The 24,478-nt window shown below is 70.7% G+C and carries 18 protein-coding genes; 10 read left to right on the top strand and 8 right to left on the bottom strand.

Translation table 11 applies throughout. The features are described 5' to 3' along the window. Genes E1284_RS41170 through E1284_RS02950 form a run of 5 tightly spaced genes read left to right on the top strand, consistent with a single transcriptional unit; the run spans position 1 to position 5,070 of the window. The gene (locus E1284_RS41170; protein WP_165965107.1) at positions 1 to 1,266 is read left to right on the top strand and encodes a WXG100 family type VII secretion target; all 1,266 of its coding nucleotides are present in this window, start codon (positions 1 to 3) and stop codon (positions 1,264 to 1,266) included. Beyond that, a complete protein-coding gene (locus tag E1284_RS02965) occupies positions 1,263 to 2,465 on the top strand; it encodes a S8 family serine peptidase (protein WP_165965106.1) in 1,203 nt (400 codons plus the stop codon). The genes E1284_RS41170 and E1284_RS02965 overlap by 4 nt, the downstream gene beginning before the upstream one ends. A gap of 16 nt (positions 2,466 to 2,481) precedes the next feature. Further along, positions 2,482 to 2,814, top strand: a complete 333-nt coding sequence (locus tag E1284_RS02960; protein WP_131936750.1) for a hypothetical protein — start codon at positions 2,482 to 2,484, stop codon at positions 2,812 to 2,814. Between the two features lie 10 nt (positions 2,815 to 2,824). Continuing rightward, the gene (locus E1284_RS02955; RefSeq protein ID WP_131936748.1) at positions 2,825 to 4,525 is read left to right on the top strand and encodes an alpha/beta hydrolase; all 1,701 of its coding nucleotides are present in this window, start codon (positions 2,825 to 2,827) and stop codon (positions 4,523 to 4,525) included. Positions 4,526 to 4,557: 32 nt separating this feature from the next. After that, positions 4,558 to 5,070, top strand: coding sequence for a hypothetical protein (locus E1284_RS02950; RefSeq protein ID WP_131936746.1), 513 nt, complete (start codon positions 4,558 to 4,560; stop codon positions 5,068 to 5,070). A 22-nt stretch (positions 5,071 to 5,092) separates the two neighbouring features. Here the strand turns inward: E1284_RS02950 and E1284_RS02945 are convergent, their stop codons facing one another. The 5 genes from E1284_RS02945 to E1284_RS02925 form a co-directional block, all read right to left on the bottom strand. Next, on the bottom strand, positions 5,093 to 5,800 hold the full coding sequence (locus E1284_RS02945) for a response regulator (protein ID WP_131936744.1): 708 nt from the start codon (positions 5,798 to 5,800) through the stop codon (positions 5,093 to 5,095). After that, complete coding sequence (locus E1284_RS02940) at positions 5,797 to 6,924, bottom strand: sensor histidine kinase (protein ID WP_207923525.1); 1,128 nt, start codon at positions 6,922 to 6,924, stop codon at positions 5,797 to 5,799. The genes E1284_RS02945 and E1284_RS02940 overlap by 4 nt, the downstream gene beginning before the upstream one ends. Further along, positions 6,921 to 7,640 (bottom strand): ABC transporter permease, encoded by a 720-nt coding sequence (locus E1284_RS02935; protein WP_131936742.1) that lies wholly within the window; start codon positions 7,638 to 7,640, stop codon positions 6,921 to 6,923. Before E1284_RS02935 ends, E1284_RS02940 begins: the two co-directional genes overlap by 4 nt. Further along, a complete protein-coding gene (locus E1284_RS02930) occupies positions 7,637 to 8,356 on the bottom strand; it encodes an ABC transporter ATP-binding protein (RefSeq protein WP_131936740.1) in 720 nt (239 codons plus the stop codon). The genes E1284_RS02935 and E1284_RS02930 overlap by 4 nt, the downstream gene beginning before the upstream one ends. Positions 8,357 to 8,486: 130 nt before the next feature. Continuing rightward, positions 8,487 to 9,320 carry a helix-turn-helix transcriptional regulator gene (locus tag E1284_RS02925; RefSeq protein WP_131936738.1) on the bottom strand — a complete coding sequence of 278 codons (834 nt, stop codon included), beginning with the start codon at positions 9,318 to 9,320 and terminating at the stop codon, positions 8,487 to 8,489. Between the two features lie 111 nt (positions 9,321 to 9,431). Between E1284_RS02925 and E1284_RS02920 the strand changes: the two genes are divergently transcribed. The 4 genes from E1284_RS02920 (at position 9,432) to E1284_RS02905 (ending at position 18,605) form a co-directional block, all read left to right on the top strand. Then, a complete protein-coding gene (locus E1284_RS02920) occupies positions 9,432 to 10,496 on the top strand; it encodes an aldo/keto reductase (protein ID WP_131936736.1) in 1,065 nt (354 codons plus the stop codon). Positions 10,497 to 11,226: 730 nt separating this feature from the next. Continuing rightward, a complete protein-coding gene (locus E1284_RS02915) occupies positions 11,227 to 11,895 on the top strand; it encodes an MFS transporter (RefSeq protein ID WP_131936734.1) in 669 nt (222 codons plus the stop codon). Further along, a complete protein-coding gene (locus tag E1284_RS02910) occupies positions 11,892 to 12,818 on the top strand; it encodes a transporter substrate-binding domain-containing protein (RefSeq protein ID WP_131936732.1) in 927 nt (308 codons plus the stop codon). The genes E1284_RS02915 and E1284_RS02910 overlap by 4 nt, the downstream gene beginning before the upstream one ends. Before the next feature lie 327 nt (positions 12,819 to 13,145). Then, complete coding sequence (locus E1284_RS02905; protein ID WP_131936730.1) at positions 13,146 to 18,605, top strand: DUF3320 domain-containing protein; 5,460 nt, start codon at positions 13,146 to 13,148, stop codon at positions 18,603 to 18,605. A gap of 12 nt (positions 18,606 to 18,617) precedes the next feature. On the opposite strand, the gene E1284_RS02900 is transcribed toward E1284_RS02905, so the two are convergent. Next, on the bottom strand, positions 18,618 to 20,603 hold the full coding sequence (locus E1284_RS02900) for an IS1096 element passenger TnpR family protein (protein WP_207923524.1): 1,986 nt from the start codon (positions 20,601 to 20,603) through the stop codon (positions 18,618 to 18,620). A 176-nt stretch (positions 20,604 to 20,779) separates the two neighbouring features. Here E1284_RS02900 and E1284_RS02895 point away from each other — a divergent pair, with 176 nt between their 5' ends. Beyond that, the gene (locus E1284_RS02895) at positions 20,780 to 22,063 is read left to right on the top strand and encodes a hypothetical protein (RefSeq protein ID WP_131936728.1); all 1,284 of its coding nucleotides are present in this window, start codon (positions 20,780 to 20,782) and stop codon (positions 22,061 to 22,063) included. Between the two features lie 205 nt (positions 22,064 to 22,268). On the opposite strand, the gene E1284_RS41165 is transcribed toward E1284_RS02895, so the two are convergent. Together E1284_RS41165 and E1284_RS42860 are read right to left on the bottom strand one after the other, a co-directional pair. Then, entirely contained in the window at positions 22,269 to 22,412 is a 144-nt protein-coding gene (locus E1284_RS41165; protein WP_165965105.1) for a hypothetical protein, read from the bottom strand. Positions 22,413 to 22,714: 302 nt separating this feature from the next. Then, positions 22,715 to 24,418 (bottom strand): serine/threonine-protein kinase, encoded by a 1,704-nt coding sequence (locus tag E1284_RS42860; RefSeq protein ID WP_243714215.1) that lies wholly within the window; start codon positions 24,416 to 24,418, stop codon positions 22,715 to 22,717. Positions 24,419 to 24,478: the final 60 nt, after the last annotated feature.

The following is a 24,478-nucleotide window of genomic DNA, read 5'->3' as shown; positions in this document are numbered from 1 at the left end:
ATGACCGAGCACATGACCTCCTCGCTGCGCAATGGTGCTCCGTCCGGCTCGCCCGCCTCGTACACGTCCAAGGAAGAGATCACATCATTGCTCCGCGGCACCGCCCCCGCGGCGGTGACCGCCTCCGGCCAGAGTTACGTGGACCTTGCGAACGCCTATGACCAGGCGATGACGGACCTGCGCCGGTTCGCCCATGACCTCGCGAACGCGTGGAAGGGGCCCGCCTCCAACGCCGCCCAGCACCACCTGCGCGAGTTGTTCGTCGCCGCGTTCGAGATCTCCTCCCGATCGTCCGAGGTGGGAAACGCAGTCAGAACCCACGGGACGAGCTACCTGGCCTGGTACCAGCAGAGCATGCCGACCCCCAAGAGCGTCGAAGAGGCGCGCCAGTGGATGCAGGGCGCCAACGCCCGCGCCACCCAGACCTGGAACGCCATCCCCGCCGACATCTCCACCGGCCTGCCGAGCATCAGCACGGACAGGCGATTCGACTACGGATCGCCGAGCGCGAGCGTGCGGACTGACGGCCCCGGCGGAACCCTCCCTGCGGAGGGATCGGGAACTGGGCACGCATCCGGATCGGCGAGTTCACACGAAACGGGCGGCGGCACCCGCGGTCCTGGCGTTGCTCCGGGTTCGGTTCTCGACGGCGTGAGCAGCGACAGCTCGCCGGGCACCGGTGAAGCTCAACAACCCGGCAGCCTCGGCGGCACTGACCTGGCTGCTCTCGGGACGTCCGGCGGCGCCGGCAGCCTGCCGGGTTCCGGCTCGTCCGGTGGGATCGGCCCCGCCGTCGGCGGCGGCCTCGGTGCGGGTGGCGGCCTCCCCGGAGGTGCCACCGGAGGTGGCGGCGGTGTTACCGGCGGAACGACCGGTGCAGGCCCAGGTCTGCTTCCCGGCGCCGGTGGTCCTGGCGGGGCACCCGCACACGGCGCGACAGGCAGGACGGCATCGGCAGGCCGTCTTGGCTTGCCCGGCGTCGGATATCCCGGAGGCTCAGGACGCGGAGGAGACCACTCCAAGGAGCACAACCGGAGAACGTGGCTGAGCGAACAGGACGTCTGGTACGACGATCGGGAGGTCGCACCGAGGGTCATCGGCGAGGTGACACCCGAGCCCACCGAGCCGCAGAAGACCTCCGGTGACGAGCCGACCGAGCAGGAGGCCCTGTTGCGCAGGGTCCTCGACAGGCTGGAGCGGTTGGAGGCACGCGAGGCCACCGCCCCGCCGCATGCCGAAGAGCCCCGGATCGAGTGGACGGATTGACTCCCCCGGCATGGGCCCGGCGCGTCTGCGCGGGCGCGGCGGCGACCGCACTGGCCTGGACCGCCGCGGCGGCCCCGGCCTCCGCCGCTCCGGTCCCGCGCAGCGATGAGTGGTGGTTCCACGCATGGTCGGTCGAGACGAAGGTGTGGCCGCTCAGCAAGGGCGCCGGCGTGAAGGTCGCGGTGATCGACGACGGCGTCAACGCGCGGCTCCCCGAACTCTCCGGTGCCGTCCTGCCCGGCCTCGACACGGCCGGCGGGGATACCAGGGGGCAGGCCGACTTCGACGAGCAGGGACACGGGACGTCCATCGCCGCGCTCATCGCGGGACGCGGCGGCGGACGCACCGGATACGTGGGGCTGGCGCCCGAAGCGGAGATCATCCCGGTGCGCCTTCCGCACGGTTCCGCGACCGAGGACAACATCTCTGAGATCGCGCAGGGGATCCGGTTCGCCGTCGACCACGGGGCCAAGGTCGTCAACATGTCGATCGGCGGAACGTCGGTTCGATGCGAGGACGATCTCCAGTCCGCCATCGCATACGCGATCGCGCATGATGTCGTTCTGGTCGCAGCGGCCGGAAACGACGGAGACGGCACGAACGCCGCGGAACAGCCGGCGAGGTGTCCGGGAGTGCTCGCGGTGGGGGCGGTGACCAAGGCGACGAAGCCCTGGCACAGGACCCAGCGGCAGAACTATGTGACCATCTCGGCGCCCGGTGCGCAGATGGGGCTTGTGGGCAAGGACGGCACCTACTACCCCGGCTCGGCGGGCACCAGCGGGGCGGCCGCCCTGACGTCGGCGGCGGTGGCGCTGATCCGGTCGCGGAATCCCGGCATGTCCGGGCGGACGGTCGTGCAGCGGATCCTCGCCACGGCCATGCCGGTCGGCACCAAGAAATGGGACCCGCGGACCGGCTACGGGGTGCTCCTCGTCCGCAACGCAATGGACCCCGCCACGTACCCGGTTCCGTCCAGCGCGCCCAACGCCGTCTACGAGGCGTTCGACCGCTGGAAGGCGTCCACGTACCGAGCGCCGTCACGGCAGCCGGTGGCGGCGGCGAAACCCGAAGGCGGCTCCGGCGGGCTTCCGGTGGCGACGATCGTCGCCGGGGCGGCGGGCGCGAGCCTGGTCGTCGCGGGACTGACCGCCGCGCTCCTCATCGTGAGCCGCCGCCGAAGAGTCGGCCGCAGTGCGTGAACGGAAGGGAAAGCCGGTGACCGAGACTCGGAAGTTCGACCCCGCGCATCTGCGGAAGACGGGCACGTCGGCGGACGCCCTGGGCGCCCACGTCCAGAAGTCGCTGAAGAATTTGGAGAACGCCCACCAGGGCGTCGCGGCGGGTGCGGACGGTTTCGCGTTCGCGGGCGCACTGGCGAAAGTCTTCCAATCCTGGGACGAACGGCTCGGCGCGCTGCGCGGCGAATGCTGGTCGATCGCCGAGACGTTCCGGACCAACGCGGGCAACGACGAAGCGACCGAGCAGGGGCTCGTCGACGGGATGAACAAGAACTTCAACGATCTGCTCAATGTGAAGGCGGACGGCTGACGTGGTGTCGATGCAGCAGCTCCAGAAGCTGGACCTGGGGCCGGTGAAGTCCGCCGGGGACGGCTGGGGCCGGCTGATGAACGAGCTGGAGGCCGGACGTGACACCGCCGACCGCCGGTTACTGGCACCCCTGCACGGCACCTGGCAGGGGAAGGACGCCGAGGCCGCTTTCCAGCGGCTGACCCGGCTGAGCCGCAATTTCGAGTACGGAATGGCGGAATCGGGGGACGTCCGGACACTGTTGGCCTCGATGTCCGCCGAACTCGGCGCCCAGCAGAAATCACTGCAACAAGCCCTCGGCGAGGCGGCCGGGCTCGGGTTCACCGTCAGCCCCGACGGGCGGCTCGGCTATCCGGCCTCGCCGCCCATGCGGCACGGCGGCACTGCCACCGGGGCCGGCGGCCTGCCCCTCGGCGCCCAGGGCGGCGACAACCGGGCCCGGGCACAGGCGATCGCCGACCAGATCCGCCGCGCGGTGACCCGGGCGACCGCGATCGACGAGAGATACGCGGCCGCGCTCGCGAGACTCGCCGCCGCCCCGGACCTGCGGGTGACGGCGAGGACGTGGCTGGACGCCCGAAACGACGGGCGGCTGGTGGCCGGGCTCGCCGACACCGGCCTCCGGCTCCGCCTCCCGGACGGCAAGGACCCGAAAAAGACGGCGGAATGGTGGCGCGGCCTCACACCGGAGCAGCGCCAGGAGTACATCACGGCGCACCCGGACGAGATCGGCGCGCTGGACGGACTTCCCGCCGACGTCCGCGACCAGGCCAACCGGCTCGTCCTCCAGGAAACGCACGCGGACGTCCAGCAGCGCCTGAACGCCATGGGAAAGCCGCCCGAGCAGTTCCTCAGCGGCCCGACCGGCCCGGTGACCAACCCGCTCTACCAGATCTGGAAGGACGAGCACGACAGGCTCGCGGGCCAACTGAAAGGCATGGACGCCATCCAGACGAACCTGGACATGGCAGGCCAGAAGAACCTTCCCGAGGGCTACCTGCTGGGCTTCGACACGCGCGGCAACGGCCACGCCATCGTCGCCAGGGGCAACCCGGACACGGCCGCCCACACCGCGGTCTACGTCCCCGGCACCTATGCGAACCTCGCCGGGATGGAAACCGGTTTGCACCGCGGCAATGACTTGTGGTTGACGTCGAATCAGATGAGCAAGGGCGAGTCCGTATCCACGATCACCTGGCTCGGATACGACGCTCCTCAGAGCATTCCGCTCGAAGCCCCTTTCCGCCACTACGCGGACGAAGGAGCACCCCTGTTGAACCATTTCGTTGACGGGACGCGCACCGCCCACCAAGGCGGTACCGCCCACCTGACGATGATCGGTCACAGTTACGGGAGTACCGTCATCGGCTCCGCCGCGGTCCATGGACATCTCGGCGCCGACGACATCATCTTCGCGGGAAGTCCGGGCGTCGAAGCGGGCCGCGCGTCAGAACTCGGGATCGGGGACGACCATGTCTACACCGATCGAGCACCCGGCGACCCCGTCCCCTACGGCGGAAACCACACCGAACTACCCGGGCGGTTCCTGGGCATGGCATCGGTGCCCGGCGATCCGGGATTCGGCGGCAGGAGGCTGGATTACGGCATGGAGGGTAAGGGATTAAATCCCGCAACAGCGCACACGTCCTACTTCGACAAGAACTCGACCAGCCTCAGGAACATGGCCAAAGTGGTCACGGGAATTCAATGAGAACCGTCCGAATGAAGGGCGTACGAGGCCCCTTGACCGGGGTGGTACTGGCCGCCGTCACATTGACCACGAGCGGATGCCAAGCCATGAACGATATTGGATATGAACCGAAGGCCGCCGATCCGGAGACAGTACGGTCGCAGGTGGAGGCCCGTCTGGCCGGCATCAAGGAGATGGTCGATCTCCCGAAAGGGAAGGGCGATCCACCCGCCGCGTTGATCAACACTGAGGCGCAAGGCGTCGAGCGGGGCTACAGCATGACGGGTTCCTGGTCCGTCTGGGGCCTGCCGGATCAGGAGATCGGAGAAGGCTACGCACGCGTCCGCAAAGCGCTGCCCTCAGCGGGGTGGAAGGTCGTCCAGGAGGGCCGGGACGCGTTCTCCAAACAAGATCCGGAGATCTGGGCAGAACGCACTGACGATCACTCCAAGCTCACCATCGAGTGGATCAAGCCGCGCAACGACAAGGGCAGTGTGCTGCTGGCCATGATCAGTTCACGCATCTACGTGGCGCCCCCGGACGTCGACCTCAACACCAAGATCTGAGCCTGGGCGTACTCCAGTGGATTCATTGGAGGTTCGGGCGGCGGCCGGGGACGACGATGCCGTGTTCGTAGGCCAGGACGACGGCTTGGACGCGGTCGCGTAGGTGGAGTTTGGCGAAGACGCTGCCGACGTGGCTTTTGACGGTGGCCTCGGTGACGACGAGGCGCGCCGCGATCTCCTGGTTCGACAGGCCCTGGGCGACGAGGAGGAGCATCTCGCGTTCGCGCGGGGTCAGTGCGGTCAGCAGGTCCGGGGACGGCCGGACGGGGTCGGTGCGTCCGGCGTAGTCCTCGATCAGGCGGCGGGTGATCGACGGGGATAGCAGCGCCTCGCCCTGGTGGACGACGCGGATCGCCTCCAGGAGCCGCTCTCGGGGCGCGTCCTTCAGCAGGAATCCGGACGCCCCGGCGCGCAGTGCGCCGAACACGTATTCGTCGAGGTCGTAGGTGGTGAGGATCAGTACGCGCGGCGGACCGGCGGTCGAGCCGGGCTCGTCCGGTGCAGGACGGTCCGTGGCGGTGATGCGTGCGGTGGCCTCGACGCCGTCCATCCGCGGCATCCGGACGTCCATCAGGACGACGTCGGGTCGCAGTTCGGCCGCGCGCGCGATCGCCTCGTGGCCGTCCGCGGCCTCGCCGACGACCTCCAGGTCGGTACGGGTCTGCAGGAACAGCCGGAAGCCGATCCGGATCAGTTCCTGGTCGTCGACGATCAGCACCCGGATCGTCATGCGGGCTCCCCGATCGGCAGCCGTGCCGCGACCCGGAAGCCGCCGCCAGGGGCGGGGCCGGTCTCCAGGTCGCCGCCGAGCACCGCGACCCGTTCCCGCATCCCCACCAAGCCGTGCCCGCCGGGGCCCGGCTCGCCGGTTCCCGTCCCGTCGTCGTGCACCCGCACCTCCAGGTCAGTGCCGCCGTAGTCCAGCCTCACCGTGACCAGTGTCGCGCCGGCGTGTTTCAGCGCGTTGGTCAGCGCCTCCTCGATGATCCGGTAGGCGGACAGCTCCACCCCGCTCGGCAGGTCCAGGGGTTCCCCGGCGATCTCCAGCCGGACCGGCAGGCCCGCAGCGCGGTACCCGGCGACCAGGTCGTCCAGGTCGGCCAGTGCGGGCTGCGGCCGCGTCTCCGCCGCCTGCCGGTCGCGCAGCAGGACGAGGATCCGGCGCAGTTCGGCCAGGCTCCGCTCGGCGCTGGTCTCCACCTGCTCCAGCGTCCGCGCGGCCACCTGCGGTTCGGTCTCCAGGACGTCGCGGGCGCCGCGGACCCCGATCAGCATCACCGTCACCGAGTGCGCGACGATGTCGTGCAGTTCGCGGGCGATCGCGCCGCGTTCGCGCTGCGCCGCGATCAGGTCGAGCTGCTCCCGTTCGCGTTCGAGGGTGGCGGCCCGCTCCTCGACCGCCCGGACGTAGCGGCGGCGCGTCTGCATGTAGGCGCCGAGCATCCACGCGCCGACCGGCGCGGGCGGGGTGCAGATGCTGCAGGCGGCCAGGAACACGATCACCGGTGCCAGCACCGCGAGCGAGACGCGCCGGTCGCGTGTTTCGGCGAGCGACCACAGCGCGACGACGACGGGCGCGCCACCGGGCGAGTATCCCGCCGCGGCCAGCACGGCCGCCGACGCGACCGTCACAGCGGTCACCGCCACCCCGGACCGGCGGCGGGCCAGCAGCGCCGCACCGGTGAGGACGGTCACCGCGATCGGCAGGGGCACGGCGTGCGTGCCGTCGTTGAACAGCAGCCCCACTTCCACGAAGGTCGCCGCCACGGCGAGCGCGATGTCGAACAGCACCGGGCGGTGCGCGGCCTGCAAGCCCCGCACCGCCCGGATCCGCTCCGCGATGCCCACGCTCACGCCAGGTCGCGCCGTCGTTCGCACGCGACCGCGATCAGTACCGCGAGGACCGTCCAGACCGCGAACACCGCACCGGCCTCCGCGACCGTGAGCGTCGTGTCGTGGGTTCCGCCGGTCATGACGCCCGCCGCGCCGAACGGCGAGAGGTTTCCTTCCCGCTCCCACGCGCCGCCCACCAGGGGCTGCACCACCAGGGCCAGGATCAGCAGGACGACCGCGCCGACGACCGGGACGCGGATCAGCGCGCCGACCGCCGCGCCCAGCACCGCCGCCAGCACGAACGCCCCGACGTTGCCCGCCACGACCTCGGCCACCTGGGCGGACGTCAGGTCCGGGCCGGGCTGGTCCGCCAGCAGGGGCAGCGCCACGCCGACCGCGACCGCGTTGATCAGCAGCGCCAGCCCGAGCCCGGTCAGCGCGTACGCCGCGATCCGCACCGCCAGGACGGTTCCGCGGCCGCGCCGGGCGACCAGCGCCGTGGGCGCGGCGGTCCGGTGGCGGTACTCGCCGGCCGCGCCGACCAGCCCCCACAGCAGCAGGAGGACGGGGAGCCCCGCCAGCGCCTCCTTCTTCTCCGGGATCTCGTCGAGCGTCCCCGACGCCTTGGCGATGAGCACCGCGTTCAGGGCGGCGAAGGCCGTCCCGCCGATCGCGAACCCCCACACGGCGCGGGTGGTCACCGCCTTGAGCAGTTCCGCGCGAAGCAGGCCGATCATCGTTCCACCCCTCCGGTGAGCTCGAGGAACACGTCCTCCAGCGACTCCACCCCACTGATCGGTCCCTGGTGGACCAGCCTGCCACGGTCGATGACGACCACGTCGTCGACGGTCTGCGCGGCCTCCGCGAGCAGGTGGCTGGACAGCAGCACCGTGCCGCCCTTCGCGGCCCGTTCGCGGAGCATCGTCCGGAGCCAGCGGATGCCCTGCGGGTCGAGGCCGTTGGCCGGCTCGTCCAGCACCAGGATCTCCGGGTCGCCGAGCAGCGCGGCGGCGAGCCCGAGCCGCTGGCGCATCCCCAGCGAGAAGGCGCCGACCCGGCGGCGCGCCGCCCCCGTCAACTCGGCGACCTCCAGCACCTCGTCGGCGCGGCGGCGCGGCAGCCCCGCCGCCAGCGCCAGCGCCCGCAGGTGCGCGCGGGCCGTCCGGGCGGGGTGCGCGCCGCACGGCTCGATGTGGACGCCGATCCGGCGCGCGTCCGGCACCAGCGAGGCCACCGGCGCGCCCAGCACCGACACCGAGCCCGCCGACGGGCGCGCCAGCCCCACGACCGCCTTCATCGCCGTGGTCTTGCCCGCGCCGTTCGGGCCGAAGAAGCCCGTCACCGCGCCCGGCCGGACGGTGAACGTCAGAGCGTCGACCACCGTCCGCCGGCCGTACCGTTTCGTCAGCCCCTCGACCCTGATCGCCGGGGCGGCCTCCGTCTGTGATGTCATGCCGCCCAGCTTCGGCCGCCCGCGTCTCCCGGTCATCAGACCACGGTCGAAACCCGACCTCCGACCACGGCATGACGTACGCCGCGACGCCCCGGGGGCGGTTCTCGTCGATCAGGCGGGACGGTCCGTATCACCGTGCGAACAGGCGGTCCAATGCCGACCGGCTCGCATCGTCGGCGGCGCGGCTGATCATCAACCGCTGCTCCGGGTCCTGCAGCGGCATGAGGACTTCGAAATGCATGCTGAGCACACCGGCCTCGGGATGCCGTATCGCCTTGTCGCCGCGGCCGTTGACCTTGACGTCCCGCTCGGCCCACAGCCGCGCGAACTCCTCGTTGCCGGCGAGGAGGCCGGAGATGAGGTCGGTCAGCGCCCGGTCTTCCGGATGCGCGGCCCACGCGGCGCGGAGGCGGGCGACCCCCTCCCGCAGGACGCGTTCGCGGTCGATGTAGTACTCGCGCGTCTCCGGGTGCATCAGGCACAGCCACATCGCGTTGCGCTGGGACGGCGGCAGGGCGTCGAAGTCGAGTTGCAGCCTCGCCATTTCGCGGTTCCAGGCCAGGATGTCGAAGCGGTGGTTCAGCAGCATGGCCGGCAGCGGCGACAGGTCGTCCACCAGGCGGGCCAGCGGCGGGGCCGCGACGGTGGCCGGCTTGGCGGCGCCGCGGGGGCGCCGGCGGGCCAGGTCGAAGAGGTAGGCGCGTTCGTCGGGGGCCAGCCGCAGTGCGCGGGCCAGCGCCTCCACGACGTCCGCCGAGGGCCGCAGCCCGCGGGCCTGTTCGAGCCGCACGATGTAGTCGATGCTGACCCCGGCCAGTTCGGCGACCTCTTCGCGGCGCAGCCCCGGGGTGCGCCGGGACCGCCGGCCCGACGGCAGGCCGAGATCCCGGGGGTCCAGGCGCTCGCGACGGGTCCGCAGGAACGCGGCCAGTTCCTGTGTCGTGTCCACGGCGGTGCTGATCATGTCCGGTCCAACAGCCAGGGTGGGACCGCTGTTCCCAGGAAGTGCCTTCCCTTACCCCCGGCCCGCGCCGGTCACAGGCTTGTCCTCGAACCACGAACACAGGAGGACACGATGTCGCTCACCCTCGACACCTACCGGCAGCTGGGCCGGTCCGGGCTGCGGGTCTCGCCGCTGGCGCTGGGCGCGGCGACCTTCGGCACCGAGTCGGGCTGGGGCGCCGAGCCGGACGAGGCGCGCAAGCTGTTCGACGTCTACGTCGACCGCGGCGGCAACTTCATCGACACCGCCGACACCTACAGCAACGGCAGCTCCGAGCGTCTGCTGGGCGAATTCGCGCGCGGCAACCGCGAAAGCTTGGTGCTGGCGACGAAGTACACGACGCTGCGCCGGCCTGGTGACCCGAACGCCAGGGGCGCCCACCGCAAGAACCTGTTCGCGTCGGTGGAGACCAGTCTGCGACGGCTGAACACCGACTACATCGATCTGCTGTACCTGCACGTGTGGGATTTCACCACTCCGGTCGAGGAGATCCTGCGCGGCCTGGACGATCTCGTCCGGCAGGGCAAGGTCCTGTACGTGGGGATCTCCAACGCCCCGGCCTGGCAGGTGTCGCGCATGCAGGCGATCGCCGACCTGCGCGGCTGGTCGCCGCTGGTCGCGCTGCAGATCGAGTACAACCTGATCGAACGCACGGGTGAGCGCGACCTGATCCCCATGGCGCGCGAGATGGGGCTGGGCGTGGTTCCGTACTCGCCCCTGGCCGGCGGGCTGCTCACCGGCAAGTACGGCCGCGACGACCTGACCGCGGCGAACACCGCGTCCGCCGACGGCACCCGCAAGAGCTTCAACTTCGCCCTCGGCACGCTCACCGAACGCAACCTCGCCATCGCCGACGTCGTCAAGGAGATCGCGGCGGAGTCGGGTAGCACACCCGCCCAGGTCGGGCTGGCCTGGGCGCTGCGGCGCCCGGGTGTGACGGCGCCCATCATCGGCGCCCGCACCCCCTCGCAGTTGGAGACCAATCTGGGCGCCCTGAACGTCGACCTCTCTGCCTCCCATCTGGCCCGCCTTGACGAGGTCAGCGCGATCACACTCGGCTTCCCGCACGCCATGCTCGCCAGTGACCACATCCGCAACGTGACCGCGGGCGACATGAAGCTCGAGCACCGCCGCTGACCCGCGCCCGCCCCCGAGGGCGATGCAACGCCGCCCTCGGGGTGGTCGGACGCACTCTCGGCCACGACGACCGCTCCCCTGCCGGGCCGGGCGACCAGGCCGCGGAGCAGCCCCGGGGCCGAGGCCCGCCGGATCTCGGCCGATCAACGGTCAGGAGGGCAAGGGCGTCTCCCCGCTGCGGTGGTCATGGCGCCGGAAGTCCGCCGCCGCGCTCGAACGGCTTCCGGCGGGCCGACGCCGAAGCGGGCCCGCGGCGGGTGGCGAACGGCACCTGCGCGGACGAGTGAGAAAGCCATTTGACGAATACCCGGAGATCGGGGGTACCGGCGAGGCGTCCCGATTCCGGGGCGCCTCGATCAGTTCGAGCGGCCGTCGCAGTCGCCGGCCTCGCCCGGACGGCTCGGCGCGGGCGGCACGGCGTCCAGCCCCGCGCCCGTCGCATCCCGCGTCCCGCCCAGCGTGCGGCCCCCTGGCCGGAACGGGAATCGGCCGCGCCCGGCAAGAAAGGGGCTGTGCCGCCATCCTGGCCGCAAGCAATTCGAAGGCCGCAGTCTGAAGGCGCTGTACGGCCTTTTGTTCGCTGAGACCGTTCAGGTCGCCCACAGGTCCGAATCAGCCCGCGGCGAGGCAAAAGTTGCGCGCCTTGTTGCCTCAGGCGGCATACTGCCATCAACCGAATGTACGGGCCGGCGGATCCACCCTTCTATCGATTCAGACAAAGGCGCAGCTCATGGGCAATCCCACCCAGGATGCCGAGAATCACAACGAAGCGAGCAGAGCGAACGATGCACCCGAGGCGCAGCCGGCCTCGAGTCCATGGCTGCTGCTTGCGGTCATCGCGTGCGTCGCGTTCTGGACTGCCGCGATCTGGATGAACGGCCCGACCGCAATCGCCATCCTCGGGATTCTGGGTGCGGTGACCGGCGCGACCATGGCACTGGTCGCACTGACCTCTGGCAAGATCGACCAGAAGGTCGCGATGGCCACCCTATGGATATTGTCGTGCTGCGCGATACCTTTTCTCCTGCTCGGTGTGAACGACCGGTATCTGGCCGCCAAGGACGCCCGCCTGTCACCGCAGGATTTCACCGGCAGGCAGGCCGGAAGCTCCCTCCTATCGAAAATCACGTCGAAGGAGAAGCGGACGTATCTCGGCCTTACGTTCACTGTCACGCCACGAAACCGTCAAGCCCCTACTTGCGGAGACAGCATCCGGCTCTCGGTGCGCCTCTCCTGGCAAGCGAGTTCCGTGGAATTAGAACCGAACGTGGAGAAGGACATACGCCTCGGGTCACCGCCCGACGCCGAGCACCGTGAGGTCATCATGACAGTGCGGAACGTCGAACCCAACTCAATGTGCGCTGTCGATGTCCATGTACGAGGAAGTCTGCACAGATGATCCGAGAGAAATTGCGTGCCCGCATGACCAAGCCGGGGGCCGGGGTGTCGGCTCTGACGCTCACCGCTCTTGCCTGCCTCACCGGGTGCCACGGGCAGCCGCCCGTTGCGGCAGAGTCCTCGCCCAGCGCGACCCACGCGGCGGAGTCGCATTTCGGACGCGGAAAGAACATGACGGTCGGCATAAAACCGGACCAACCGCAACTCTCCCAGCAGAACGGATCCAGGTTCGATGGATTCGAGATACGGCTGGTCGACTACATAACAACCAATACGGGCACGAACCACGTTTTCTCTCCGGTCGTGACAAAAGACCGCGACGACAAGCTGAAGAACAAATCTCTCCCCATGATCGTGGCCACGTACTCCGACACCCCGGAACGCAGATCAAAAGTGCAGTTGGTGGGTCCCTATATACGGACACCGCAGGGCGTGCTCGTCCGCAAGAAGTACAAGGAGATCCGCAAATCCGCGGACCTCAAGGGGAAATCCGTCTGCACGACCACCGGATCGACCTCGCAGCAGGCGCTCCAAGCCCTCGGTGTCGCCATATTGTCCAAGGATCGCTTCGGAGAATGCGTCGAGCTTCTCAGGGGCAAGCAGGTTGAGGCGGTCAGCACCGACCTGCTGATCCTCTACGGATACCAGGAGACGTCGTCTGACGTCGTCGTCGCCAAGGACAAGGACGACAATGTCGTAGAGATCCCGGCGACCGGGCCGAACGAGTGGATGATCGGACTGCAGCCCGGAAACAAGGAAGACTGCAGGATCGTCCTCGCCCAATTGAAGGATTTCCTGTCCAACCAGAGGTGGGAGCAGAATTTCACCACATGGTTCTCGGACACGCAGGAGGACTACCCCGATTGGTCGACCCGCTTCAAGCCGGAGACCAGCTCCCTCGGCTGCGTGGGGCAGACCGGCTAAACGCCCCGCGGCTCCGCAGCGGGAGGGCCGCGGTAAGCGGCGAGGCCGTCCCGCCGGCCGGCGGCGTGCTCATCGGCCACGACCGCCTGCCTTAGAGGAGCCGGGGCTTGCTTATCCTGTCGCAGTCTCGTGGTCGATCACATTCACAATAACTCTGTGTTCGGTGATCGCCAACGGACAACCGGTGGGGCGGGTCGCGCGTCCCATGGTGCACATCCGTCTCGTGTCCTCATCCGGACCCGTTCGCACAGGAAGTGAAGTGTCAGAATCGTTTCGGTCCCTGGCTGAGACCTCGCTGCCGGGTCCTGTCAGGAGGGAGTGGACCGTATGGGGGACTCGATGATGGACGAGCTGCCGCGCACGCACCTGCGGACTGTGCTGGGCAAATGGCGCGACAACCTCATCGATCTGACGGGGCGGAACCGGCTCCTGAACTTCCGGCACACCCGCACGGCCACGCTCGCCATTCGGTCGCCCGCGGCCGGTCCGCTGCTCATCGGGCTCGACTCGGGACTTCGGTTCGCCGAGCTGCCCGAGGACGACGCCGAGGACGAGGGGCTGGTCACGCTCGCGGACACCGCCGGGATCGTCACTCAGAAGAACACCCGGCTCGCGCTTGACGCCTCACTCCGCAAGCTCTACCGCGACTCCAACCAGTTGTTCAACGACACCGGGCTGTGGACCCTGCAGCTCGGCGTGGCGTTCCTCAAGTGGCGCGAGCCCGGCGCGGAGGGCTTCAACCTGGCGCCGCTGCTGCTCGTCCCGGTGCGGCTCGACCGGCTCGGCCCCGGCGTGTTCAGGCTCGTCACGGAGCAGAGCGAGGACGTGGTCCCCAACCCGGCGCTGAGCGTTAAGATGCAGCAGCTCGGACTGGAGTGGCCCGACCCCGACAGCATGAAGGACCTGCCCGGCACGCTCTCGGTCGTGCGCGCCGCCGTCGCGGGGCACCCGGACTGGGAGGTCACCGAGGACGTCGTGCTCGCCACTTTCCGCTCCCACAAGGAGGCGATGTACCGGGACCTGCTCGACCACGAGGACCAGGTCCTGGCACATCCACTGGTGCGGGCCATCGGGCTCGGCGAGGCCGCGCACCTGCCCGAGGACGCGCTGTACTTCGAGCCCATCGATGCCGAGAGGATCGATGAGCTCCAGCCGCCCGAGCTGACGCCGCTGGTCCTGGACGCCGACTCGTCGCAGCGCCAGTGCGTCGCGGCGGCGCTCGACGGCCGGTCGTTCATCATGGACGGCCCGCCCGGCACCGGTAAGAGCCAGACCATCGCCAACATGATCGCGGCGCTCATGCACAAGGGCCGCAGCGTCCTGTTCGTCAGCGAGAAGGCCGCCGCGCTGGACGTGGTGCGCAACCGCCTGGACGACGTGGGGCTCGGTGCGTTCGTGCTGGCGCTGCACAGCCACCACGCGAGCCGCAAGGAGGTCGCGAAGACGCTGGGCGAGGCCCTCTCCCAGCGTCCCAAGGCCGTCCGCGCCGGGACGGAGGAGGACCGGCAGCGGCTCCTGCGCACCCGCCGGGAGCTTTCGGCGTATGCGGCGGCGATGAACGAGACCCGGCCGCCGCTGAGGCTGACCCTGCACGACGTGATCGGCCGGCTGAGCACCCTGGCCGACGTCCCGGCACTGCCCACCGCCCTGCCGGACGGTCTGACCGCCGAAGGGCTCCAGGACGTCCGCGCGGCGGCGGAAAGGGTGGGCGGTGCATGGCGGCCGGTGGCCGAGGGGCCCGGCTTCGCATGGCGGGACCTCACCGGGGCCGGGCAGCCGCAGATGCGGCTGCAACTGCTGCGCGAGCGAGCCGACGAGCTCCAGCGGCACCTCGCGGCGCACGCCGATCTCACCGAGCCGCTCGGGCTCGGGGAACTCGGCGCCACCGAACGGCTGCTCGCCCTGCTCGACGCCACGGCCGGGCGTCCGGACGTCCCGGAGTCGTGGCTCACCGTCCCCGACCTACCGGCATTGCGGGACGAGGTGAGCGGGTTCACCGGACGGCTGGGCTCGCTGCGGACCTCGGTCGGCGCCCTCGCCCGCGAGATCGGGCCGGACTGGGACCGGCTGCCCCTCGGGATCGAGACCGAGGCGTCCGCTGAGGAGGTCGCGCTGGCCGGGCTCTCCACGGAGGGCCTTGATCTTTCGGGGCTCACCGAGGAGTGGCTGCGGGGGCTCGGCACCGACTTCGCTGAGCTGGCGGAGACGCTGCGCAACGCCCAGTCGTGGCTCGGCGACGTGGCCGCCGTCTACGGGATGCCTGCCCCGGAGACCGTCGACCAGGCTCTCGCAATGTGCAGGCTGACGGAGTTCGCGCGCCGGCGGCACCGTCCCGAAGCTGCCTGGCTGACCCGGGAGGGCCGGGATGCGGCGGCCCGCGCCGCCGCAGAACTCGAAAGCCGCGTGAGCGCGCTCGCCCAGGCCAGGGCCGCGGCGGGCCAGGTGTTCACCGAGGGCATCCTCACCGTGCCCGACTTCCCCGGGCTCGTCCGGCGGTTCGGCGAGGCCCACGGGCTCGGGAAGCTCTCCAGCGGCCACCGGGGCGACAAGCGGGTGCTCGCCGGGCTGACCGTGTCGGGTGAATGGACCAAGGAGGCCGGTGAACGGCTGCCGCAGGCGCTCGCCTGGTACGACGCGGCGATGGCCCTACAGCAGGCCGCCGCTTCGCAGGGCAGGTACCTCGGACGCTACTGGCAGGGCGAGCACACCGACTTCCCACTCGTACGGGAGCTGCTGGAGGGCGCCGAGGAGATCGGCCGGCTCACCGCAGGGCTGAACTTCCCGTCCGCGCTCGCCGAGCAGGTCGGTGCCGACGGCCGTCCCGATCTCAACGCCTGCGCCGCCGCCGACCATGCCCGCGAGCGGATCGACCGGTGGCGGCGGACGCTCATCCCGGCACCGCGGCCCGGGGGACGTCCAAGGCTCGCGGCCGGAACCCTCGCCGACGCCGCCGCCTGGTATTCGGCCCATCTCCGGCCGCTGGCGGCCGGCGCCGAGCTGATCGCCGAGGTGCGGCCGGTGCTCGCGGCGCCGGCGTCGCTCACGCTCGGGCAGGCGCGCGGCATCGCCGCCCGGGTCGAGGCGGTGCGCGCCGAACGCCGGGAGTTCTTGGCGCGGAAGGGCCGCGACGAGGAACTGCTGGGCGCTCTCTACGCCGGGCTGGAAACGGACACGACCGGGCTCTCGAGCGCCCTCGCTTGGGTCGCCGGTGTGCGCGCGGCGGACGAGGCCATGCCCGAGCAGGCGGCTCACGCACTTCTCGCGGCCCGCCCCGATGAGGATCTGCGCGGGGTGTGGGCCGCGTTCCGGGCCGCGGTCACCGATTTCGTCCAGCTTTTCGGCGCCGCGCGGCGGACCGAGTTGCAGGGGCGGCTCACCGGGTCCCCGGCGGCGCTCGATGAACTCACCGGCCTGCTCGCCGCGGACCGGTCCGGTCCCGACGAGTGGCGCTCCTTCGATGAGGCCCGCGCCGTCCTGCGCCGGTCCGGGCTGGACGGGCTGATCGTCCGCGCCGCCGGGAAGGGACTGGACGGGGCGGCGTTCCCGCGGGCCGTGGAACGGGCCGTCCTCGAAGCCTGGGCCGAGCAGGTCATGGCCGGCGACTCGCGGCTCCGCCCCGTCCGGGCGGTCGAGCGGGACAAGCTCATCGAGCAGTTCCGCGCCCTCGACCGCGCGCTGGTCGAGAACGCGCACGCCCAGGTGATCGAGGCGTGCAACGCACGCCGTCCGCGGTCCAACGTCGGGCAGGCCGCGACCATCCAGCGGGAGGCCGAGAAGAAGAGCAGGCACATGCCCGTGCGGACACTGCTCGACAAGACCTCCGACATCGTCCCGCTGGTGAAGCCCTGCTTCATGATGAGCCCGCTGACGGTCAGCCAGTTCCTGCCGCCCGGGTACCGCTTCGACGTCGTCATCTTCGACGAGGCGTCGCAGGTGCTGCCGCAGGACGCGGTCAACTGCGTGTACCGGGGCGACTCTCTCATCGTGGCGGGCGACCAGAAGCAGCTGCCGCCGACCGACTTCTTCGCCCAGGCCGACGACTCCGACGACGACGAGTACGACGAGGACGTCCCCGACTCCTTCGACTCCCTTCTCGACATGTGCAAGGGCAGCGGCCTCATCCGCAGCCTGCCGCTGTCCTGGCACTACCGGAGCCGCCACGAAGGGCTCATCGCGTTCAGCAACCGCCGTTTCTACGGCGGCGGCCTCGTGACCTTCCCCGGGGCGTTCGAGTCGGGCGAGGACGTGGGGGTCACGTTCACCAAGGTGCCCGGCGTCTACGAGCGCGGGCGCAGCCGCCGCAACTCGATCGAGGCGGACGCCGTCGCCGCACGCGTCCTACACCACTACCGGACGCGGCCGAAACTGAGCCTCGGCGTGGTCGCGATGTCGGACGCGCAGGCGCAGGCCATCGAGGATGCGGTGGAGCGGGCCCGCGCCGGGCACCCCGAACTCGAACGGTTCTTCGCCGAGGACCGGCTCAATGGGTTCTTCGTCAAGAATCTGGAGACCGTCCAGGGCGACGAGCGGGACGTCGTCCTCATCTCCGTCGGGTACGGGCCCGGCCCGGACGGTCGGCTCACCATGGCGTTCGGGCCGCTCAACCGGGAGAACGGCTGGCGGCGCCTCAACGTCGCCGTGACCCGCGCCCGGCGGCGCGTCGAGGTTGTCTCGTCCATCTCCGGCTCCGACATCCGGGAGGGCGCCAACAGGAGCCGCGACCATTTCAAGAAGTACCTCGACTACGCCGAGCACGGCCCCGCAGTTCTGGAGCAAGGGTCGCTCGCCGGCGACGCCGCGCCCGAGAGCCCGTTCGAGGAATCAGTGCTGGACGTCCTGGAGAGCTGGGGTTACGACGTCCAGCCGCAGGTCGGCGTGAGCGGCTACCGGATCGACATGGCGGTGCGCCACCCCGACCTGCCGGGCCGGTTCGCGCTGGGCATCGAGTGCGACGGCGCCATGTACCACTCGTCCAAGGCCGCGCGGGACCGCGACCGCCTGCGCGAAGAGGTGCTGCGCGGCCTCGGCTGGAAGCTGTACCGCATCTGGGGCACCGACTGGTACCGCGACCGTCCGGAGGCGGAGGCCCGGCTGCGCGAAGCCGTCGCATCGGCCATCGCCCGGGCGGCGGAGGAACCCGAGCCGGACGACGAGCCGGGCCCGGTCGTGATCGCCCCCGAAGCGCCGCAGGCGGCCGAGCCGCCACGGGTGACCATGGAATCCGTCGAAGACGAGCAACGACGCGACTGGGCGACGCAGTACCGCCGGGCACATCTCGAGGGGCACCTCTACTACTACGAGATGCACCTGCCCGAGTCGCGCAGTCTACTCCAGCGGCTCTTCAGGGAGACTCTCGAAGTCGAGGCGCCGATCCAGCGCGACGTCCTCTACCGGCGGGCGGCGACGGTCTGGGGTGTCAAGATCGGCTCGCGGATCAGGGCCAACCTCGACCAGGCGCTCGGCGACCTGCTCAGGGCCGATCCCGATGTCGAGCAGGACGGCGACACCCTCACGCTGCGCGGACGTCCGGTCGTGCCGCGCGAGCCCGGAGACGGGGCGGCCCGCAGAGTCGCCGAGGTCCCTCCCGCGGAGCGGCGGACGGCCTTGCTCGGGCTCATCGGCGAATCCCCCGGCATGGACGAGACCGAACTGACCACCCTCGCGGCCCGCTTCTTCGGCTGGAACCGCCGCGGCCCCGACATCGCCCGTGCCTTCGCCGAGGACCTCCTGAGACTCCAGGAGGAAGGGCGGATCGACGGGCTTCCGGACCGTATCGTCCTGGCGTGAGGGCGCCGGTTTTCAGAGTCGCATGAGGGCTGCGTGCTCGTCGGCTATTTCGGCGAGGGCCTTCTGGGCTTCCTCGGGGAGGTGCTGGCGGGCGGCGGCCCAGCGGGTCCAGGTGGGGAGGACCCTTTCCAAGGAGAAGCGGGTCGGGGTGAGGATGAGCTGGTCCAGTTTGGCGGGGCTCACGCGCAGCGGCCGGCCGAGGTCGTGGTCGCAGCCGTAGTCGACGATCCAGCGGACGGGCTCGGCGGGCATGTCCGGGTGGTCGTTGAGGAATTCGCCGACGATGGCTTGGCGGGCCTTTTCGTCGTGGACGGGGAGGGGTTCGAGGACGCCTCCGGGCGGGAGGGCGCGGATGCGGCACAGTGCCGCCGCGCGGTCACCGCCGAAGTTCTCGCTCACCGGGGCGTCCCCGGTGGTGTTGGCGAACGCGGCCTCCAGCAGAGCGCGGGCCATGGCGGGGTCGATGGTTTCCAGGACGGCGGCGGGTTCGCCGGGGGCCTGTGCCTTGAGTTCGCTGAGCACCAGGTCCGGCTGGTCGGCGATGTAGGCGTCCTTGGCGATCCGGCCGAGGGAGTCGTCGATCAGGACGCAGAGGACGTCCTGGCCGGAGTCGCGGGAGAACAGGCAGATGAGCGAGCGCTGGTCCCCGTAGATGTCGTAGTAGGTCCAGCATTCGCCGGGTTGGACCTTCCCGATGGTTCCCGCCCAGGACGGGTCGGGGACGCCGGCGGCCGACAGGTCGTCCGCGGCCCGGGCGGCGCGGGCGTCGAACGGGGGCGGGGCCAGGACGGCGAAGGCGCGCAGGAGGGCGAGGGACTGCGGGGTGCGGCGGCCGGCGGCGCGGTCGATGAGCCCGCCGCAGAAGACCTCGTCGATGTCGGCGCCGGTGAGTTCCCGTCCCCACCAGGCACCCATCATCTCGGAGAAGAACAGTTCCGCTTGGAGAGGGTCGGGCTCTCCCAGGATTTCGCCGGGGATGCCGTCGACCATCGAGTCGAGTAGTTCGTCGAGCGGCACCGGTTCGGGTTCCGGGCCGGAGAACAGGCGCAGCAGTTCTCCTGCCTGGTGGAGAGGGTGGGATTGAATGCCCGGGTGCACGAAATCCGGGTCGAACGTGCCGATCTCCAAGATGTCGAGAACGCGGGACGCCTTCTGCTGCATCGTCGTCTTCGTGACGTCCAGCAGGACGGAGATCTCGTGGGCGGACTTGTGCAGAGGGTGCGACCCGTCGCCGAGGAAGTTGACGCGGCCCATCGCGTACACGATGCCGGCCGCCCAGATGCGCAGGTCGCCGCGGGCGAGGGGTGACGGACGCTTGCGGGCGAGTTTCGCGGTGGTGACGCGGCAGAGTTCGGCGAACGCGGTGTCGAGGTGGCCGAGGCAGAATTCGTCGGTGATCTCGACGATGCCGGACGCCTTGGCGCGCATGGCTTCGGGAATCGGTTCTTCGGCGAGCCACTCGTCGATGCCCGGGAGTTCCGCGCGGAGTCTGCGGTCGGCGGACGCCGGGTCGAAGGCCGCCGGGTCGTGGCCGCCGCCCGTCCATTCCAGGTAATGGCCGTGGTCCTCGTGTGCGGGGTCGGCGAGCGCCTCGAGCATCGTCGCGTACCCGATCGGGCCGCCGCTGTCCTCGGGCGGGCAGGCGCCGGCGCCGTTCACCAGCCGCGGGTAGCGCGCATCGGGATCGGCGGCGAGGGTCTCCGTCACGACGATCTCGTGCCGCCAGCCGTCCCCGAAGTCGTAGAGGTACTCGAAACGGGGGGCGACCTCGTCGATGGTCACCTGGGCGGCGTCCTCGATCTTCAACTCGGAGTCGGGGTCTCCGTACCGTCCTCCGGGCGTCTCGAAAACGTGCAGGTGGCCGGGCAGGTCCCAGCCCATGGCCTGCTGGACGACCGGGTACAGGTCCGCGAGGGTCGTCCCGGCGGGGACCTCCAGCGTCCGCCAGACGGGGACGGGCATGTCCAGCAGCGTGATCGTGATCCGGCGAATGCGCACGACCCCATGCTTCCGTAACCCCCGGCCTGGTGAGGCCGTTTCGGCGCCGACTCCGATTGCGACCGGTGGCGGTCGGTCAACGGAATGTCACACCCCTTCGGCATGCTGCTGGGTTGCAAGGAGGACGAGCCATGGCGAAGAGATCACTGGGGATCAGGCGGGAGAAGGTGCGGGCCGTGCTCGGGTTCGCGGTGTGGGAGGTCGAGCTCGCGGCCGAGAGCAGTTTGCTGCTGCGGCTTCCGGATCGCAGCTTCGATCCCCTGTCGGTGCGAGCGGCGCTGGACGACCTTGACGGGCTGCGGCGGCGATTAGCGCAGGAGCGTCACTGCAACGCTACGGAATCCGCTGCCCGGCTCGGCATCAGCGTTCAGCGGTTCAAGCGGGTGGCGGCGGCCGCCCGCCTGGCGCCGGTCGCCGAGAAGGACGTCCACAAGTACGGCAAGGTGTTGCATGTCGTCTACTACCGCGCAGGTGACGTGGACGCGCTCGCCGACCACGTCCGGGCGGACGCCGAACTGCGGGCCGCCGCGAGGGTCCTCGACCGGGAACAGGCGGCGCGGAAGGCTGCGGCCACGCGCAAACGGAACGCCGAACTCGCCGCGGTGGTGCGAGTCGAACTCGAGCGGCGCAAACCCGCCCCGGACGCGGGGCAGATCGAGGTGCTGACCTGGGCCGTGGCGTTGATGCGGGCGAGCAGCGGGGCTCTGGGTCCGTTCAGGAAGCTCGGGCACCTGGACGATCCCGGCATCGAACAACTCACTGCCGTCATGCGCCGGGCCCAGCTGCCGCGGAGGGAGGCGGAAGCCCTGCTGGAGGACATCCTTCCTCGTGCGGTGCGGGCCACTGAGGATCTCGCAGATCCTGAGGAGGTCTCGGCCGCGCTGGGCGTCCCCGCGTGGGTCGTCGCAGAACACGTCCCGCATGTCGGCGCGCACGTTCCGGTCGCGGCGCTGCGGGAACTGGCCGAGGATCCGCCCTCGTGGCTTCTGCAGGCGCGGGCCGACATCGAACTCCAGAACGCCGTTGTGGAGGTAGAGCGGCAGGACGCCCATCGGCACGCGGCCGTCCTCGACTCCGCGGCCAGGGCGGGCGCCCGCCTCAGCGATGCGAGTGTGGCCGGGTTGTTCGGCCTGTCCGAGGATGTGGTGCGAGCGCTGAGGCCCGGCAGCGGCCACTGGAAGAGCGGGTACGTCGAGCAGTTGATGCGTCGCCGCCCCGCGTGGTCGCTCGATGAGGATGCCGCATGGGCCGAGGTGGAGCGGCGGCAGAAGAGAGAGGAGGCCCGCGAGCTGCGGAAGTGGGAACGCATGCTCGGCTGGCGGCGGACGTGGGCGCGGGTGTTCGGAGTGCCCCTCGGGGCCGTCCCTGTCAGAGTCGGCCGCCCGACTCCGAAGGCGATCGCAGCCGCCAAGGCCCATCCGCCGTCTTGGGCGACCCACGTCCGGCGCCCCGACGGTTGAACCGGATACCGGCGCCGGCGGGGGCCCCATAGTGGCTCACCGTCGTCGAGCCAGAGCGAACGGTGCTGCGGCGGGCGGTGGCGTGGCCGGGCCGGATGCTAGCGGTCCGCCTCTCTCAGAAGGGCTACGGCCGTCTCGGCCATCGGCTTGGCGAGGGCCTCCAACTCTGCGGACTCCTTGCTGGGCGCACTGAAGGACACCTTGATCACGACGTTGCGGTCACGGGCCCCGACTTCGAACTCCTCACCGCGTGGATCCGGTGGATAAAGGCAACGATGTCGTAAGTGGTCCAGGTGCCGTTCTGCCAGCGGGCCAGGCAGCCGTTGACCGCCCAGACGTCGTCGGCCACGGCTTCTAGTGCGGTGTCCACCAAGGCTCACCGGGTGCGTTGATCTGCGGCGTGTTGTTGCTTCCGACGCGCTTATAACAACAACACGCCGCAGATCAACGACGGGTGACCCGGTCGACGTTCGTGGACACCGCACTGGCTGGAGGTAGGTCTACCTGCGTCCAGCGGGAGCCGTCCCAGCGGGCCAGGTAGCCCTGGCCCATCTTGCTGCCGGAGAGCCAGAGTTTGAGGGAGTGGAGGCGTCTATGTCCTGGATCTCCAGGTTCCAGGCGCCGGGCGGGTTGCGGTCGCGGGTCGCGTTGTCAGAAGGTGCAGGGAGGGATGTCGGGGACGGGTTGCTCCGCCCAGGTCGGCGAGACGGAGGAGGCCGGGAACCATCCCCAGCCGTCGTTCTTGTAGCGGTCGTCGCCCTGGGTGTAGAGCCAGGTCCTTCCCTTGCCGCCCGGGTTGGCGGCGCCGTCGGCCTGGCAGACGAACCAGTTGCTCGACGACTTGATGTAGCCGGTCCTCGCTCCGGCCGTCGGCTGGAGGAACAGCGGGCCCTGCCGCGCGGTGCGGCAGGACCAGGTGTCGAACAGGCGCCCCTCCGGGTCGGTCACCTGCTTGCCTTCGAACGAGCAGCGCTGCGCGGCGGGCGACTCCCCGGCCGCCGCGTCCGCCGACGCCGAAGGGGTCGCCGGACCGGACGGGCCGGAGAGGTTCGACGCGATGAGGATCCCGGCGACCAGGGTGACGGCCAGGCCGAGCGCGCCGATGCCCACCCACAGCGGCCACCCCTTGCGGCTGCGCGTCACCGGCGGGGTGGACGGACCCAGCCGGGTCGGCGGCCCCATCGGCGGCGCCATCGGGGAGGGCGGCCCGATCCCGGACACGCCCATCGGCGGCTGCCCCATCGCGGACGGGCCCATGGCAGGCGCACTCATTGAGGGAGGACCCATCGCAGGTCGGCCCATGGGAGCCGGGTCCAGGGCAGGCGGACCCATGGCAGGCGCGCCCATGGCAGGCGCGCCCATGGCAGGCGCGCCCATGGCAGGCGCGCCCATGGCAGGTGCGCCCATGGCAGGTGCGCCCATGGCAGGTGCGCCCATGGCGGGTCCGTAGGGGGCCGGGGCCGCGGCGGGTGGTGAGCCCTCAGGGGCGTCCGCCTGGTATGCGTCGACCATCCGGGTCGCCTGGGCGGGCAGCCAGTCGCCGAGCGGGGCGACCTCGCCGGCCAGGCCGAGACGCCTCAGCACCTCCGCCGGCGTCGGACGGACGGCCGGGTCCTTCGCCAGGCACGAGGCCACCAGGTCGCGCAGCCCCGACGGCAGTTCGGACACGTCCGGCATCTCGTGGACGATCCGGTACATCAGCGTCTGGGCCGGGCCGTCGCCGAACGGGTGGACGCCGGCCGCGTGGCACAGGACGGTGCCCAGCGCGAAGACGTCGGCCTGCGGGCCGACCGCGGCGCCGCGGATGTGCTCGGGCGCCATGAAGCCGGGCGTGCCGATGGAGCCGCCCGGCACGGTGAGCGACGTCCCCTCCAGCGCCTGCGCGATGCCGAAGTCGATGACGCGGGGACCGTCCGAGGCGAGCAGGATGTTGGACGGCTTCAGGTCGCGGTGCACCAGCCCGGCGGTGTGGATCGCCTCCAGCGCCTCGGCGAGGCCCGCGCCCAGCACCCGCAGGGAGCGTTCGGGCAGGGCGCCGTGCTCGGCGACGACGGCGGCGAGGGACGGGCCCGGCACGTAGGCGGTGACCAGCCACGGCGGGTCGACGGCCAGGTCGAGTTCGACGACCTGCGCGGTGTGGAAGCCGCCGACCCTGCGGGCGGCCTCGGCCTCGCGGGCGAAGCGGTCGCGGAACTGCCGGTCGGCGGCCAGTTCGGGCCGGATGACCTTCACCGCCACGGCGCGCCCGCCCGGCGAAATGCCGAGGAAGACCTCGCCCATCCCTCCGGAGCCGAGGCGCCCGGTCAGCCGGTAGCGGCCGATCGTCTGCGGATCCTCCGGACGCAGCGGTTCCATCGCTCTCCATTTTCCCGGCCCCCGGACCGATGCCGGCGTCGCCCACCCGGTTTCGTTGGA

This window comes from Actinomadura bangladeshensis, from assembly GCF_004348335.1.
Lineage (GTDB): Bacteria > Actinomycetota > Actinomycetes > Streptosporangiales > Streptosporangiaceae > Spirillospora > Spirillospora bangladeshensis.
The sequence above is the reverse complement of the archived record's forward strand: the minus strand, read 5'-3'. Positions and strand labels throughout refer to the sequence as shown.

Coding starts and splice junctions, on each gene's coding strand:
- E1284_RS41170 (WP_165965107.1), top strand. CDS start 1: ATGACCGAGCACATGACCTCCTCGCTGCGCAATGGTGCTCCGTCCGGC.
- E1284_RS02945 (WP_131936744.1), bottom strand. CDS start 5,800: ATGACGATCCGGGTGCTGATCGTCGACGACCAGGAACTGATCCGGATC.
- E1284_RS02935 (WP_131936742.1), bottom strand. CDS start 7,640: ATGATCGGCCTGCTTCGCGCGGAACTGCTCAAGGCGGTGACCACCCGC.
- E1284_RS02925 (WP_131936738.1), bottom strand. CDS start 9,320: ATGATCAGCACCGCCGTGGACACGACACAGGAACTGGCCGCGTTCCTG.
- E1284_RS02955 (WP_131936748.1), top strand. CDS start 2,825: ATGCAGCAGCTCCAGAAGCTGGACCTGGGGCCGGTGAAGTCCGCCGGG.
- E1284_RS02905 (WP_131936730.1), top strand. CDS start 13,146: ATGGGGGACTCGATGATGGACGAGCTGCCGCGCACGCACCTGCGGACT.
- E1284_RS02920 (WP_131936736.1), top strand. CDS start 9,432: ATGTCGCTCACCCTCGACACCTACCGGCAGCTGGGCCGGTCCGGGCTG.
- E1284_RS02915 (WP_131936734.1), top strand. CDS start 11,227: ATGGGCAATCCCACCCAGGATGCCGAGAATCACAACGAAGCGAGCAGA.
- E1284_RS02910 (WP_131936732.1), top strand. CDS start 11,892: ATGATCCGAGAGAAATTGCGTGCCCGCATGACCAAGCCGGGGGCCGGG.
- E1284_RS42860 (WP_243714215.1), bottom strand. CDS start 24,418: ATGGAACCGCTGCGTCCGGAGGATCCGCAGACGATCGGCCGCTACCGG.
- E1284_RS02930 (WP_131936740.1), bottom strand. CDS start 8,356: ATGACATCACAGACGGAGGCCGCCCCGGCGATCAGGGTCGAGGGGCTG.